The sequence below is a fragment of the Streptomyces sp. MST-110588 genome (assembly GCF_022695595.1).
In the GTDB taxonomy this organism is placed as follows: Bacteria; Actinomycetota; Actinomycetes; order Streptomycetales; family Streptomycetaceae; genus Streptomyces.
Map to the genome: position 1 here is coordinate 2,246,282 of NZ_CP074380.1, position 14,219 is coordinate 2,260,500.

Here is a 14,219-nt window from a genome sequence, read left to right on the forward strand (position 1 = left end):
GCACGGTTGCCGGACTGGATGCCGGACTGGATGCCGGTTGAACAACCGCGCCGACTCTGCACTCTCCCGCTCTGTTTCATGTCGGACTTTGCCAACTCGTCATGCTCTACCGACCGGTAGTGCGCTCACTCCGATCATTTCTCGGCATCGGCCGGTCCGTCGGACGCAGTACCGGGCGTACCACCCGTCGCACCGCCGGACGCACTCCCGGACGCACCGCCGGACGCTTCGCCGGGCACCTGATCGGGGGCGTTCTCCGGGTGGTGGCAGGCCACCTTGTGCCCGGTCCGCAGCGCCGTCAGCGGCGGCTCGGTCGTCCCGCACACCTCGGTCGCCTTCCAGCAGCGGGTACGGAACCGGCAGCCGGACGGCGGATTGATCGGCGAGGGCACATCGCCCTTGAGCAGGATACGGTCGCGCTGGGTGCGCCGCTTGGGGTCGGGCACCGGCACGGCGGACAGCAGCGCCTTGGTGTACGGGTGCATCGGCGCCTCGTACAGCGACGTACGGTCGCCCAGCTCCACGATCTTCCCCAGGTACATCACCGCGATCCGGTCCGAGACGTGCCGGATGACCGACAGGTCGTGAGCGATGATGACGTAGGTCAGCCCCAGCTCCTTCTGGAGGTCGTCCATCAGGTTGACGACCTGTGCCTGGATGGAGACGTCCAGCGCGGAGACCGGCTCGTCGGCCACCACCAGCTTCGGCTTGAGCGCCAGCGCGCGGGCGATGCCGATGCGCTGCCGCTGGCCGCCGGAGAACTCGTGCGGATAGCGGTTGTAGTGCTCGGGGCTCAGCCCCACCAGTTCCAGCAGCCGCTGCACCTCCTTCTTCACCCCGCCCTCGGGCTCGACGCCCTGGAGGCGGAAGGGGGTGCCGATGATGCCGCCGATGGTGTGCCGCGGGTTCAGCGACCCGTACGGATCCTGGAAGATCATCTGGACGTCGCGGCGCATCGGCCGCAGTTGGCCCGGGGACAGATGCGTGATGTCCTTGCCGTCGAACTCGATGGAGCCGCCGGTCGGCTCGTCGAGCCGGGTGATCAGCCGGCCCATCGTGGACTTGCCGCAGCCGGACTCGCCGACCACGCCCAGCGTCTCCCCCGGCCGTACCTCGAAGTCGATGCCGTCCACCGCCTGCACCGCCCCGACGTGCCGCTTGAGCAGGCCCTTGGTGATCGGGAAGTGCCGGACCAGCCCGCGGACCCGCAGCAGCGGTTCGCCGTCCCCGGCCCCGGCCGCGGCCGGGGCCGTGCGGCCCGCCGTCTTGCGCAGCACGGTCTTCGGGGCCGCCGGGCCCGGAGCGGCGGGCTGCGCGGAGGTCTTCTTGCTGTTGTCGGTCTCGTCGGTGTCACTCACAGCTTCGGCGCAATCTCTTCGGTCCAGATACGCTCCCGCTCCTCCTGCGTCAGGTGGCAGGCGGAGTAGTGCCCGCCCGACAACTCGCGCAGCTCGGGGCGGACCGTACGGGTGACGTTGTCCTTGGGCACATCCGCGTACGGGCAACGGGGGTTGAACGCACAGCCGGAGGGCACGTTGATCAGGCTGGGCGGGGAGCCCTTGACCGGGATGAGCCGGTCGGTCTGGTCGCGGTCGATGCGCGGCATGGAACCGAGCAGGCCCCAGGTGTAGGGGTGCTGCGGCTCGTAGAAGACCTTCTGGGCGGGCCCGCGCTCCACGCAGCGGCCGGCGTACATCACCAGCAGGTCATCCGCCAGCTCGGCGACCACGCCCAGGTCGTGGGTGATGATGACGACCGCCGAGCCGAACTCCTTCTGGAGGTCGCGGATCAGGTCCAGGATCTGCGCCTGGACGGTGACGTCCAGCGCGGTGGTCGGCTCGTCCGCGATGAGCAATTCGGGGTTGTTGACCAGCGCCATTGCGATCATCGCGCGCTGGCGCATACCGCCGGAGAACTGGTGCGGGTGGTCGTCCACGCGCTTGTCGGGCTGGGGGATGCCGACCCGGTCGAGCATCTCCACCGCCCGCTTGCGCGCGGTCTTCTTGTCCACGTTGTTGTGGACCCGGTACGCCTCCACGATCTGCTGGCCGACCGTGTAGTACGGGTGCAGCGCGGACAGCGGGTCCTGGAAGATCATCGCCATCTCGCGCCCGCGCAGCCGTCGTACGTCGTCGGGGTCCGCGGACACCAGCTCCCGGCCGTCCAGCCAGATCTCGCCGGACATGTTCACCTTGCTGCGCTGCTGCCGCGAGGCCCGGTGCAGCCCCATGATCGCCAGCGAGGTCACCGACTTGCCGGAGCCGGACTCGCCCACGATGCCCAGGGTCTTGCCCTTCTCCAGCGAGAAGGTGAGCCCGTCGACGGACTTCACGATGCCGTCGTCGGTGGAGAAGTGCACCTTCAGGTCGCGCACTTCCAGGAAGGCGGACGGCGGACGGGTGCCGGCCTCGGCCGGCTCACCCACCGCCGCGCCCATCGTGGCGCCCACCGCGGTGCCGGTCGTCGGGTCGTCGGAGGAGTCGGTCACGAGAGCCTCACCCGCGGGTCGACGGCGGCGTACAGAACGTCCACCACCAGGTTGCATATGACGATGAAGAACGCGGCGAGCAAGGTGACGCCGAGGATGTTGGGCAGGTCGTTGGCGTTGATCGCCTCGACGGCGAACGCGCCGACCCCCTTGAGGGAGAAGACCTGTTCGGTGATCAGCGCACCGCCGAGCAGCAGGCCCACGTCCATGCCGAAGACCGTGATGATCGGGGTGAGCGCGGCCCGCAGGCCGTGCCGGACGACGACCTTGTTCTCCCGCAGGCCCTTGGCGCGGGCCGTACGGATGTAGTCCTCGCTCAGCGTCTCCAGCATGCTCGCCCTGGTCAGCCGGGCGTACAGGGCGGAGTAGAGGAACGCCAGAGTCACCCATGGCAGGACCAGCGTTCTGGCCCACGCCACCGGGTCCTCCAGCAGAGGTACGTAATCACTTCGTTCGAAGATCGGCCACTGATAGGTGAACAGGGCCAGCGCCAGCGCGCCGGTGAAGAACATGGGGAGCGAGACCCCTGCCAGGGCGACGCCCATGGCCAGCCGGTCGAAGACCGAACCGGGGCGCAGCGCGGACAGCACGCCGGTGGCGACGCCGGAGACCAGCCACACCACGGCCGCGCCGGCCGCCAGAGAGATGGTCACCGGGAGGCGGGACTGGATCTCCGGCCACACCTCGATGTGCGTCTTGAAGGAGTAACCGAAGCACGGAACGTTGCACTTGGCCGCATCGGGGCCGAACTTGTAGTCGACGCCGACGAAGATGCCCTTGAGGAAGTCCCAGTACTGTACGTAGACCGGCTTGTCCAAGCCGAGGTTCTTCTTCACCGCGGCGATGTCCGCGGCCGAGGGGGCCTTTCCGATGTACTGGCCGGCAAGCTGGTCGGCGGTCTGCCCGGCCAGCCTCGGCAGCAGGAAGAAGATGCCGAAGGTGACCGCGCTGACGATCAGCAGCAGAATCACTGCGCTGATCAACCTGCGGATGAGGTACGAGAACACGGGACTGCGGCGTCGGCGCCGCGGACCGGACCGGCCGGTCCGCGGACACCAATGCCTTCACCTGCCTTCCGGGGCTTACTTCTTCAGGCCGACGTTGAGGTAGTCGTACTGACCGCTGTAGGCCGAGGTGGAGACCATGTTGGTGGCCTTCGGCGAGCGGTACAGCAGGACCTTGAAGTAGGTCAGCGGAACGATGACGGCCTGCTCCATGATCTTCTTGTCGGCCTCGGCGTACATCTTCTCCCGCGCGGCCTTGTCGGGGTTGGTGATCGAGTCGTCGAGCAGCTTGTTGATCACCGGGTCGTTCAGCTCGGAGAGGTTGCTGTTGCCGGACTTCTGGATCGCCTTGCCGTTGAAGACCTGGTTGAGGTAGCCGAAGCCGGTCGGGTAGTCCGAGCCCCACTGCATCATCATCAGGCCGACGTTGTTCTTCTTGGTGAACTCCGGGACGCCCGCGTAGTCCGAGAAGTACTTGCCGCTCGGGTAGGACTGGATCTTGGCGTTGATCCCGATCTTCTTCAGGGAGTTGATGACGGAGGTCGCCGCGTCCACCTCGTCCTGGCGGTCGTTGCGGGCCAGGATCGTGGTGGAGACGTTGCCCGCGCCGCACTTGTCCCAGTGCTTCTTGGCCTCGGCCAGGTCCAGCTTGTCGCCGTTGTACTTCTGCGGGTACATGTCGAACTTCTGGTACCCGGCGAGGTCGGTGGGCAGCACGGTGGAGGCGATGTCACCGCGGATCGGGCCGCCGAGCGAGGTCTGTACGGCCTTCTTGTCGATCGCGTACTGGACGGCCTTGCGGCACTCGACCTTGTCGAACGGCGCCACCTTGGTGTTCATCGCCGTGTAGACCAGGCGCTGGCCCAGCGCGTTGTCGGTGTTGGCCTTCTCCTTGGAGTTCGTCAGGAGCTGGGCCTGGGTCTGGCTGTCCACGCCGCGCCCGGCCGCGTCGATCTGGGTGTTGCCGGCCTGGAGGTCCTTGTCGATCGTGGACTGGGCGACCTTCATCTTCAGCACGATCTTGTCCGGGAGCTGCTTGCGCAGCGGGTCGGTGCTCGCCGACCAGTTCGGGTTGCGTACGAGGGTGACCTGCTTGCCCTCCTCGTAGCTCTCGAACTTGTAACTCCCGGAGGAGACCACGCTCTTGCTGTAGTCGGCGCCCTTGTCCTTGGCCTGCGGCACCGGCGCGGTCTGCGGGGCGCTGACCAGGTAGTCGAACTCCGCGAACGCCTGCTTGAGGTGGAAGACGATCGTCTGGTCGTCCGGGGTCTCGATGGACTTCAGACCTTCCTTGCTCTTGTCCTTGTACGGGCCCTTGTAGCCGCCCTCGTTGTCCTTGAGGTAGGTCTGGAAGTAGTTCGGGCCGAGCGAGAGGACGTCACGGGCGAAGTTGCTGCGCTCCACCGCGTACTTGACGTCCTTGGAGGTGATCGGGGAGCCGTCGTCGTACTTCAGACCCTTGCGGATCTTGTACGTCCAGGTCTTGCCGCCGTCGCTGGACTTGCCCATCGACTCCGCGAGGTCCGGCACCAGCTCGTTGCCCTTGGCGCCGGGGCCCGGCTTGAAGGTGGTCAGCGGACGGGCGTACAGACGGCTGAAGTTCCAGACGTACGCGTAGTACGTGTTGCCCGGGTCGAAGGACTCCGGGGCGTCGCTCAGCGCGTAGTTGAGCGTGCCGCCCTTCTCGTCCGAGGCGTTGACGATGCCCTTGGTGGCGGCGTTGGCCTCGGCGGACTCGCCCTTGGAGCCACCCTTGCCGCCACTGCAGCCGGCCAGCAAAAGGCCCGCACTGGTGAGGGCCGCGATCGTCGCGACCGGAACTGACCTTCGCATGATGGTCGGATTCCCCTTCGTTCGTCGAACTGGAATGGGACTTGTGGGCACCTGCCGCGGCAGGCGTCAGCGGCTGCGCGGGTCGAGCGCGTCACGCAGGCCGTCACCGAGCAGGTTGAACGCGAGTACGGTGACGAAGATCGCGAGGCCGGGGACGATCATGTACTGGGGGTCCACCTCGTAGTACTTGACCGCCTGGTTGAGCATCCCGCCCCAGGACGCCTGGGGCGGCTGGATGCCGACGCCCAGGAAGCTCAGGGCCGCCTCGAAGAGGATGTTGGAGGGGATCAGCAGCGTCGAGTAGACGATGATCGGGCCCACCAGGTTGGGCAGCAGCTCCCGGAAGAGGATGAACGGCCCGCGCGCTCCCATACCCCGGGCGGCGTCCACGAACTCCCGCTCGCGCAGCGAGAGCGTCTGGGCACGCACGATCCGCCCCATGTACGGCCAGTTGAAGAAGCCGATGACGAAGATCAGGACGGAGATGTGCAGCGGGAGCCCTTCGAGGCCGAAGGCGCCGCCCTGGAGCGAGGCGGAGATGGCGATCGCGAACAGCAGCAGCGGGAAGGCCAGGAAGACGTCCATCAGCCGGCTGATCATCGCGTCGATCCGGCCCCGGTAGAAGCCGGCCACGACGCCCAGGACGGTACCGATGGCCACCGACAGCAGCGTGGCGCCGAACGCGACGATCAGTGAGACCCAGGACCCCTCCAGGATGCGCGCCAGCAGATCGCGGCCGAACTTGGGATCCACGCCGAAGGGGTGGTCCGCGCTCATGCCGCCGAAGTCACCTTTGGGCAGTGTGGTGTTGGGGTCGATCAGCTCCTGGTTGGGGCTGTTGGGGTCCAGCCCCAACACCGACTGGATCGGCCGCGACAGGGCCGCGATCAGGATGAGCAGGATGACGATGACGGCGCCCGCCACCGCGACCTTGTCGCGCCGGAAACGGAGCCAGGCGATCTGGCCGAGCGAGCGCCCTTCGATCTTCTTGCTCTCGACGCCCTCCAGCACCGCTTCCGGCTGCGCCTCAGCAGCCGCCCCGGTGGTCTCGATCGGTGCGGTCACGGTGCCTTTGACCCCTCTCGGCCGGCAGGTGCCGGCCCACGCCCGCCGCCGCAGCGGCCTGGTCACATCACTGGAATCACTGACTCATGTCGTGCGCGGGGCGCGGGAGTTCACCCATGGGAGGAGCGGATGGAATTCCGCGACGCGGAGCGGCACGACGGTCGTACACAGGGCCGTAGCCCTCTTGTTGCGGGAGTCTTCATCCGATTCGCGATCACTCACCAGACCTGACGGGGAATGGATGCGCAACTGTGATGTGTCTCGCAGGCTTCCGTTATACGGACGGCGGAGACGGCTGAGCGGGGCCCGGGCCTGCGGGAAGGGGGTCCACCGTGGGGCGGATGGGGTCACTCCACCCCAAGATCAACAAGGCGGTGCCGGTGCGGAGTTGACGCTTCCGGTACGGGGCGGGGGTCGCGCGGCCCCGGCCGTACGGGTGCGGTCCGGGGCGCGGGTTCACCGGTACGGGAGTGCGGTACGGGAGTGCGGTACGGGGATGCAGCACGGAGAGAGCGGTATGCGACCCTCCGGTACGGACCCGTACGGGCGGCGGTGCTCGGCGCGGGCCCGTACGGGAATGCGGTGCGGGCGCTCAGTACGGGCGGGGGTAGCCGTACCCGTAGGACGGCGCAGGCGCGGGCGCGGGGCGGGTCCGCCCGAGCCGCCGCCATAGGCGTCGCGGTCGAAGAACGGCCGGGCGTTGGCGCGCATCCACATGCCCACCGGGTCGTACTCGTCGTTCATCGCCACCGTCGAGACCGGCAGGCCGTCCGGCACCGCGCCGATGGACTGCTGGATCATCAGCCGTACGGCGTCCACGGCCTGCGGCCCGGTGTCGTACAGATCCAGACCGATCGCCAGATACGGGGCGCCCAGCGCGGGCTGCACCCACGCCCGGCGCAGCGAGCGCACCGGTGGCGTACGGTGGGCGTTCTGCCCCAGCAGGGCGTAGAACTGCGGGATCTCGATGGCCGGTTCGCTGATCCGCAGCGGCCCCGCGGGCAGCCGGTCCAGCCCGCCGGCGATCCGCCGCAGATCCAGCCAGGGGATGCCCACACCGCCGCCCGGGGCGTGCGGATTGAGCCACAGGCCCCAGCGGTCGGGGAAGAGGGCCGCGGCGATGTCCCGCCCGCCGACGACCTCATGGGCACGGTTCCAGCCACTGGCCGCGAGTTCCGGCGCGGAGGTCACGCACGGCGCGTAGCCGAGCCCCTCGACCTCCATGTTCCCGTACTGCGCGTCGGGCGATCCGGCCTGGCCGTGCCACAGCAGCATCCACACCTGGCCCGCGGCGAGAGCCTGCAACAGCGCCTCGTAGACGTCGTACCGGCCGGGCGAGACCTGCCGCAGCATCTGCTCGACCTGCCCGGTCGCCGCCGCTCCCTGTTGCGCACCCGCGCTCACGTGGTCCGTCCCTTCTGTAGGCAGGCACGTGGGGTGCGCCCGCCCGGTCATCCAACCAGCTTACGAGTGGTCGCGAGAGTAGAAGGGCCGTACGCGCTCCAGCATCCGCCCGGCGACCGGATCGCCCTGTGCGAGGTCCAGCATGACCAGTTGTACGGGCCAGGGCACCGGCACCGCGCCCAGCGCGCGCCCCAGGGCGTTCAGGGCCAGGTCACGGGCCGTACCGTCGTGGAAGGGGGCGGAGTGCGGGTCGATCAGCACGCCGACGAACAGCGCGGGCGGCCCGCCCTCGACGCTCGCCAGGATGCGGCGCCCGCTCAGCACACAGCCGACGGCCGAGAACTCCAGGCCGGCCGCGGCCAGGAAGTCCACCGGGTCGTCCTGCCAGTCCGGCTCGAAGAGCCGCACCCGGCCGCCGCCGACCGGGCCGTCCAGTTCCGTACGGCCCACCCGGCACAATTCGGCCACCGCGGGCGGCGGCAGCGGGACCCCGGCCGTACCGTCCGGGTTGACCGCGATACCGATGAGCGGGGGCATACCGCGGGCGAATTCCTGGGCGGGCGCGACGGTGAAAGACAGGTGGGACCCGGCCACCCTCATGAACTCCTGCTCGGAGCTGAAGACGGGGACGTAGGCCAGGCCGTCGATCTCGACGGTCGGCAGGTCCAGCCCGGGGGCCCCAAGACCGGCGCTCTCGGGGCCGCCGCCGTTGGGCAGCGGCACCCATATGTTGCTGCGCCCCAGCACCTCCAGGATGCGCGCACCCGCCTGGGGGTGACCCACCGAGGCGGCCAGCACCTCTTCCAGCTCGTTGGCGGGCCAGGCCGGCGGCGCGATGCCCTGCCGCGCCTGGTCCCACTGCTCCTGCCGAGGGACGCCCTGCCCCGGAAAGTCCATGTCCATCCACCCGCTCCAAAACCGCGCGCCGTCCGGTCGAAGACCCTAGCGCCAGCCGGTGTGGCGCGGCCCGGTGCACCCGAATGATCACTCGACACGCACGTGCGGTTGCGGACCGTGCGGACCGCTCGGAAGGTGACTGCTGTGCGATCTTGCCCCGCTGTCTGCAGAAAGGCTCTCACCCTCATGGCAACGAACCGGACCGCCCTCGCCTTCCTCAGCGCCACCACCCTCGGTGCCCTGGCCCTGGGCGCCGTGGGCCCCGCCGCCGCGGCCGACCGTGCCCAGCTCGCCCGGGCACAGCTCACCCGCGCACAGCTCACCCGCGCACAGACCGTCGCCGTCAACGACATCGGCGCGCTGTCGCTGGCCGCCGACAGACTGCTGACCGCGGCCGGCGACCGCGCGGCGCCCGCCGCACAGGCCGATACGGTACGGGCGCGGCTGGCCGCCGTACTGCGCAGCACCACCGCGGCCGACGCGGCACTGCGCGCCGCCGGCGGCCGGACCGCCGCGAAGAGCGGGGACCCGATGAGCAAGGCGCAGGACACCGTGCGCCGCCAGGTCGCCCAGGCGCTGGCCGCCGCCCGGCACGACCGGCAGCAGACCGGCCGGGACGTGCCTCCCGCGGGCACCATCGCCAGCACCCTCACCGGGGGGCTGGGCCAGCTCCTCCTCGGCCTGGGCATCGACAAGCTCATCGCCGAGGAGGCGGCGCGGCAGCACGCGAAGGAGGACGCGGCACAGGCACAGCAGACCAAGCCGGCGGACGCGACGTCGGTGGCCCAGCCGCTGACCCAGTCGGAGGGCCGGCCGGCCGGGGCCGCGCTGGGCGCCGAGAAGTCCGGGAGCGCGCAGACCCCGCCGGACGAGCAGCCCGCCGGCTCCGGCGGGGCCGCCGCGGACCCGGCCCCGTCCACCACCCCCACCGACACCACGACGCCCGCAAGCACCACGAACACCACGGACGCCGCGACGCCCACGAGCCCGGCCACCGCTCAGACCGGCCTGAACCCGGCCGCCCTGATCCAGGCCATCCTGGGTCTCCCCGCCAAACTCCTGAGCATCCTGGGCTGACCCGGCCACCGCGGGCACCTCGCCCGCCGGTGCACCGGGCCCGCCCCCACCACCGAGCGCCCGGGCCGTGCGGACCCCCGCACGGCCCGCGCCGGGTCCCCGGGGCGGGCCGGCCGGCTTCCTTCAGCCCGGGCGCGTCCGCGGGCCCTCAGTCGAAGACGAACGTACGCAGGGCGGTGGCCGCCTCGCGGTCCAGGAGGGTGACGGAGGTGAAGCCGGGCGGGAGGCGGCCCGCGCGGGCGGCGGCGGTCAGGCGGCGCAGGGCGCGGCGGTGACGGGCGAAGGCGTAGCCCGAGACGCCGCGGCCCCGGGACTCCTGGCCGGCCAGGGCGACTTCGGGGGGTACGTCGAGGAGCAGCAGGTGCGCGCCGTGGCCGGTGCGCCGGGCGTGGCGGGCCAGCCAGCGGCGTACCCAGGCCAGGGTGCCGCAGTCGTGTACGACCACGCTGCCCCCCTGCCGCAGTGCCCGGCGCAGACCGAGGTAGTGCGCGGTGCGGACCAGTGGACGGTAGAGGACGTACGGCAGGCGGCGCAGCCGGCCGAGCTCCCAGCGTTCGCGTACGTCCTGCGAGTCGATGCGGCGCACCTCTTTGCCGCGGTGGTCCAGGGACGGTACGACGCGGCGCATGAGCGTGCTCTTGCCGCTGCCGGGCAGGCCGGAGACGACCACCAGGTCACCGGCGTCGAAGCGCATACGGGACGGGGTGCGGGCCGGCCGCGGCGCTCTGAGGTCCAGTACGGATATGCCCCGTCCGGGCCGGGCATCCGCTCCGGAACGGGCGGGCCGCGGCACTCGTACCGGCGTACGGGGATCCGGTATCCCGGAATCCGTACTGCCGGCATCCGTACTGCCGGAATCCGTACTGCCGGAATCCGTACTGCCGGAGTCAGGCCCCGCGGAGTCCTGCCCCACGCAGTCCGGACTGCCGGTTTCCGTACCGCGGGAATCCGGGCGGGCGACGGCTTCAGAGGACGCGGCCCCCGTATGTGCCGCCCATGCGGCGTGCCTTGGCACCGTGATCGCCCCTCCCGGTCCGGCAGGTCCGTCCCTGCCCGCAGACTGTCAAGAAAAGGCAATGAGGTTCAAGGTGGCGGGCCGCCATGGGGTCCCGGGGCTTTCAGGGGCCGTGCGGCCCGGCGGCCGGCGGCGAACGACGGCCCGGACCGGTGCCGGACCGGGGCCGGACCGGGGCTCCTGCATCCGGCGTTCCCGTGCAATGATGTGCGCGCCATGTGCGGGTACCGCACATCCATGCCTCCAATTGCATACCGGCCGCTTGAATCCGCGCGGGAGAGTCCCCGGCCGCCACGGCGGGGCGCCGAAGGAGCAAGTCCTCCCTTGAATCTCTCAGGCCCCGATACCGCGCGGGCGAGGCAGATCTGAAAAGCGGGCCGCGGCAGCGCGGCCCCACCCAAGGTGCAAACCGCGGCCCGGTACGGCTGCCGGTGAACCTCTCAGGTTCCGATGACAGATGGGGAGACCGTCTTGTCACCCCTGCCCGGGAGCCGCAACCATGACCGAAGCCCCCCGCCGTACGGCGCTGGACGCCACCCACCGCGCGCTCGGCGCGACGATGACCGACTTCGCCGGCTGGGACATGCCGCTGCGCTACGGCAGCGAGCGCGAGGAGCACCTCGCCGTCCGTACCCGCGCCGGCCTCTTCGACCTCTCCCACATGGGTGAGATCACCGTCACCGGGCCGCGCGCCGCCGATCTGCTGGATTACGCCCTGGTCGGCAACATCGGCGGGGTCGCCGTCGGCCGCGCCCGCTACACGATGATCTGTGACGAACAGGGCGGCATCCTGGACGACCTGATCGTCTACCGCCTCGCCGAGCGCGAGTACATGGTCGTCGCCAACGCCTCCAACGCCCAGGTCGTGCTGGACGCGCTGACCGGGCGCGCGGCCGGTTTCGAGGCGGAGGTACGGGACGACCGGGACGCGTACGCCCTGCTGGCCGTCCAGGGCCCGCGCTCCGCTCAGATCCTGAAGTCCGTGACCGACGCCGACCTGGACGGGCTGAAGTACTACGCCGGCCTGCCCGGCACCGTCGCGGGCGCCGCGGCGCTGATCGCCCGTACCGGATACACCGGCGAGGACGGCTTCGAGCTGTTCGTGCGTCCGGCGGACGCGGTGGCGCTGTGGGAGGCGCTGACCGAGGCGGGCCGGGAAGCGGGCCTGGTGCCGTGCGGCCTGTCCTGCCGGGACACCCTGCGCCTGGAGGCGGGCATGCCGCTGTACGGGCACGAGCTGACCCGTGCCACCACGCCCTTCGACGCGGGCCTGGGCCGGGTCGTGAAGTTCGACAAGACCACCAACGGAGGCGACTTCGTGGGCCGGGCCGCCCTGGAGAAGGCAGCCGCGCAGGCCGAGACCGCCCCGCCGCGCAAGCTCGTCGGCCTGGTCGCACAGGGCCGCCGGGTGCCGCGGGCCGGATTCTCCGTGGTCGCCGCCGACGGCACCGTCATCGGCGAGGTCACCTCCGGTGCCCCCTCCCCCACGCTCGGCAAGCCGATCGCCATCGCCTACGTGGACGCCCGGTACGCCGCGCCCGGTACGGAAGGGGTGGCCGTGGACATCCGCGGGACCCACGAACCGTACGAAGTCCTCGCGCTCCCCTTCTACAAGCGGCAGAAGTGACGCACTCGCGTCTCACCTTTCAAGACCCCTTGCACGAGCACGCATCCTCATCCAGGAGAATCGAACCATGAACAACCCCCAGCAGCTCCGTTACAGCAAGGAGCACGAGTGGCTGTCGGCCGCCGAGGACGGCGTCTCGACGGTCGGCATCACCGAGCACGCCTCCAACGCGCTCGGCGATGTCGTCTTCGTGCAGTTGCCCGCGGTCGGCGACACCGTCACGGCGGGTGAGACCTGCGGTGAGCTGGAGTCGACCAAGTCGGTCAGCGATCTCTACTCGCCGGTCGACGGTGAGGTCACGGAGATAAACGAGAACGTCGTCAACGACCCCTCGCTGGTGAACACCGCCCCCTTCGAGGGCGGCTGGCTGTTCAAGGTGAAGGTGACCGGCGAGCCGGAGGACCTCCTTTCGGCCGACGAGTACACCGCCTTCACCGCCGGCTGATCCCGCCCGTCTCCCACCGCCCCAGGTGGAGCTCCGCGCCCTTCCGGTCGCTCCTTCCCGACTCTCCGTCCAGGAAAGACTCATGTCGCTTCTCAACAGCTCCCTCCATGAGCTCGACCCCGATGTCGCCGCCGCCGTCGACGCCGAGCTCCACCGTCAGCAGTCCACCCTCGAAATGATCGCGTCGGAGAACTTCGCCCCGGTCGCCGTCATGGAGGCGCAGGGCTCGGTCCTCACCAACAAGTACGCCGAGGGCTACCCGGGCCGCCGCTACTACGGCGGCTGCGAGCACGTCGACGTCGTCGAGCAGATCGCCATCGAGCGCATCAAGGAGCTCTTCGGCGCCGAGCACGCCAACGTCCAGCCGCACTCGGGCGCGCAGGCCAACGCCGCCGCGATGTTCGCGCTGCTCAGCCCCGGCGACACCATCCTGGGTCTGAACCTCGCGCACGGCGGGCACCTGACCCACGGCATGAAGATCAACTTCTCCGGCAAGCTCTACAACGTGGTCGCCTACCACGTGGACGAGCAGACCAACCTGGTCGACATGGAGGAGGTCGAGCGCCTGGCCAAGGAGCACCGGCCCAAGCTGATCGTCGCCGGCTGGTCCGCCTACCCGCGTCAGCTCGACTTCGCCGCCTTCCGCCGGATCGCGGACGAGGTCGGCGCGTACCTGATGGTCGACATGGCGCACTTCGCGGGCCTGGTCGCCGCCGGGCTGCACCCCTCGCCCGTACCGCACGCGCACGTGGTGACCACCACCACGCACAAGACGCTGGGCGGTCCGCGCGGTGGTGTGATCCTGTCCACCAAGGAACTCGCCAAGAAGATCAACTCGGCGGTCTTCCCCGGCCAGCAGGGCGGCCCACTGGAGCACGTCATCGCGGCGAAGGCGGTGTCCTTCAAGGTCGCGGCGTCCGAGGAGTTCAAGGAGCGCCAGCAGCGCACCCTTGAGGGCGCCCGCATCCTGGCCGAGCGGCTGACCAAGGCCGACGTCACCGAGGCCGGCGTCTCGGTGCTCTCCGGCGGCACGGACGTGCACCTGGTCCTGGTGGACCTGCGCAACTCCGAGCTGGACGGCCAGCAGGCCGAGGACCGTCTCCACGAGGTCGGCATCACGGTCAACCGCAACGCCATCCCCAACGACCCGCGGCCCCCGATGGTCACCTCGGGTCTGCGGATCGGCACCCCGGCGCTGGCCACCCGTGGCTTCCAGGCGGAGGACTTCCGTGAGGTCGCGGACATCATCGCCGAGGCGCTCAAGCCGTCCTACGACGCCGAGTCCCTCAAGGCCCGCGTGAGCGCGCTGGCCGCCAAGCACCCGCTGTACCCCTCGCTGTAAGCCCGCGAGCGCCGCAGGCGCT

General features: G+C 70.1%; 11 protein-coding genes, 1 pseudogene and 1 riboswitch. Of the genes and pseudogenes, 4 read left to right on the plus strand and 8 right to left on the minus strand.

The window, feature by feature from the left end:
• Window positions 1-134: 134 nt before the first annotated feature.
• From KGS77_RS09790 to KGS77_RS09820, 7 genes and pseudogenes are all read right to left on the minus strand, one after another.
• Window positions 135-1,274: a dipeptide ABC transporter ATP-binding protein gene (locus KGS77_RS09790; protein WP_242587385.1), complete on the minus strand. Its 1,140-nt coding sequence runs from the start codon at window positions 1,272-1,274 to the stop codon at window positions 135-137.
• Window positions 1,275-1,354: 80 nt separating this feature from the next.
• A complete protein-coding gene (locus tag KGS77_RS09795; protein ID WP_242587386.1) occupies window positions 1,355-2,437 on the minus strand; it encodes an ABC transporter ATP-binding protein in 1,083 nt (360 codons plus the stop codon).
• A 47-nt stretch (window positions 2,438-2,484) separates the two neighbouring features.
• Entirely contained in the window at window positions 2,485-3,495 is a 1,011-nt protein-coding gene (locus tag KGS77_RS09800) for an ABC transporter permease (RefSeq protein ID WP_242580314.1), read from the minus strand.
• A gap of 75 nt (window positions 3,496-3,570) precedes the next feature.
• Complete coding sequence (locus tag KGS77_RS09805; protein WP_242580316.1) at window positions 3,571-5,325, minus strand: ABC transporter substrate-binding protein; 1,755 nt, start codon at window positions 5,323-5,325, stop codon at window positions 3,571-3,573.
• A gap of 66 nt (window positions 5,326-5,391) precedes the next feature.
• Window positions 5,392-6,390 carry an ABC transporter permease gene (locus KGS77_RS09810; RefSeq protein WP_242580318.1) on the minus strand — a complete coding sequence of 333 codons (999 nt, stop codon included), beginning with the start codon at window positions 6,388-6,390 and terminating at the stop codon, window positions 5,392-5,394.
• Between the two features lie 592 nt (window positions 6,391-6,982).
• A pseudogene (locus KGS77_RS09815) lies at window positions 6,983-7,743 on the minus strand (enhanced serine sensitivity protein SseB C-terminal domain-containing protein).
• Between the two features lie 111 nt (window positions 7,744-7,854).
• The gene (locus KGS77_RS09820) at window positions 7,855-8,691 is read right to left on the minus strand and encodes an enhanced serine sensitivity protein SseB (protein ID WP_242587387.1); all 837 of its coding nucleotides are present in this window, start codon (window positions 8,689-8,691) and stop codon (window positions 7,855-7,857) included.
• A 186-nt stretch (window positions 8,692-8,877) separates the two neighbouring features.
• Between KGS77_RS09820 and KGS77_RS09825 the strand changes: the two genes are divergently transcribed.
• The gene (locus KGS77_RS09825; protein ID WP_242580320.1) at window positions 8,878-9,768 is read left to right on the plus strand and encodes a hypothetical protein; all 891 of its coding nucleotides are present in this window, start codon (window positions 8,878-8,880) and stop codon (window positions 9,766-9,768) included.
• Window positions 9,769-9,916: 148 nt separating this feature from the next.
• On the opposite strand, the gene KGS77_RS09830 is transcribed toward KGS77_RS09825, so the two are convergent.
• Window positions 9,917-10,561 (minus strand): AAA family ATPase, encoded by a 645-nt coding sequence (locus tag KGS77_RS09830; protein WP_242580321.1) that lies wholly within the window; start codon window positions 10,559-10,561, stop codon window positions 9,917-9,919.
• Between the two features lie 485 nt (window positions 10,562-11,046).
• Window positions 11,047-11,142, plus strand: a riboswitch (glycine riboswitch).
• Between the two features lie 140 nt (window positions 11,143-11,282).
• Between KGS77_RS09830 and gcvT the strand changes: the two genes are divergently transcribed.
• The 3 genes from gcvT to glyA all read left to right on the plus strand — a co-directional run bounded on the left by gcvT (window position 11,283) and on the right by glyA (window position 14,197).
• Window positions 11,283-12,410, plus strand: a complete 1,128-nt coding sequence (gene gcvT / locus KGS77_RS09835) for a glycine cleavage system aminomethyltransferase GcvT (RefSeq protein ID WP_242580322.1) — start codon at window positions 11,283-11,285, stop codon at window positions 12,408-12,410.
• Between the two features lie 67 nt (window positions 12,411-12,477).
• Window positions 12,478-12,855, plus strand: a complete 378-nt coding sequence (gene gcvH / locus KGS77_RS09840) for a glycine cleavage system protein GcvH (protein ID WP_242580323.1) — start codon at window positions 12,478-12,480, stop codon at window positions 12,853-12,855.
• 82 nt (window positions 12,856-12,937) lie between these two features.
• The gene (gene glyA / locus KGS77_RS09845; RefSeq protein ID WP_242580324.1) at window positions 12,938-14,197 is read left to right on the plus strand and encodes a serine hydroxymethyltransferase; all 1,260 of its coding nucleotides are present in this window, start codon (window positions 12,938-12,940) and stop codon (window positions 14,195-14,197) included.
• Window positions 14,198-14,219 lie beyond the last annotated feature (22 nt).

Excerpts from the sequence above, each read along its gene's own strand:
- KGS77_RS09795 (WP_242587386.1), bottom strand. The coding sequence starts at position 2,437 with ATGGGCGCGGCGGTGGGTGAGCCGGCCGAGGCCGGCACCCGTCCGCCG.
- KGS77_RS09805 (WP_242580316.1), bottom strand. The coding sequence starts at position 5,325 with ATGCGAAGGTCAGTTCCGGTCGCGACGATCGCGGCCCTCACCAGTGCG.
- KGS77_RS09820 (WP_242587387.1), bottom strand. The coding sequence starts at position 8,691 with ATGGACTTTCCGGGGCAGGGCGTCCCTCGGCAGGAGCAGTGGGACCAG.
- KGS77_RS09825 (WP_242580320.1), top strand. The coding sequence starts at position 8,878 with ATGGCAACGAACCGGACCGCCCTCGCCTTCCTCAGCGCCACCACCCTC.
- gcvT (WP_242580322.1), top strand. The coding sequence starts at position 11,283 with ATGACCGAAGCCCCCCGCCGTACGGCGCTGGACGCCACCCACCGCGCG.
- gcvH (WP_242580323.1), top strand. The coding sequence starts at position 12,478 with ATGAACAACCCCCAGCAGCTCCGTTACAGCAAGGAGCACGAGTGGCTG.
- glyA (WP_242580324.1), top strand. The coding sequence starts at position 12,938 with ATGTCGCTTCTCAACAGCTCCCTCCATGAGCTCGACCCCGATGTCGCC.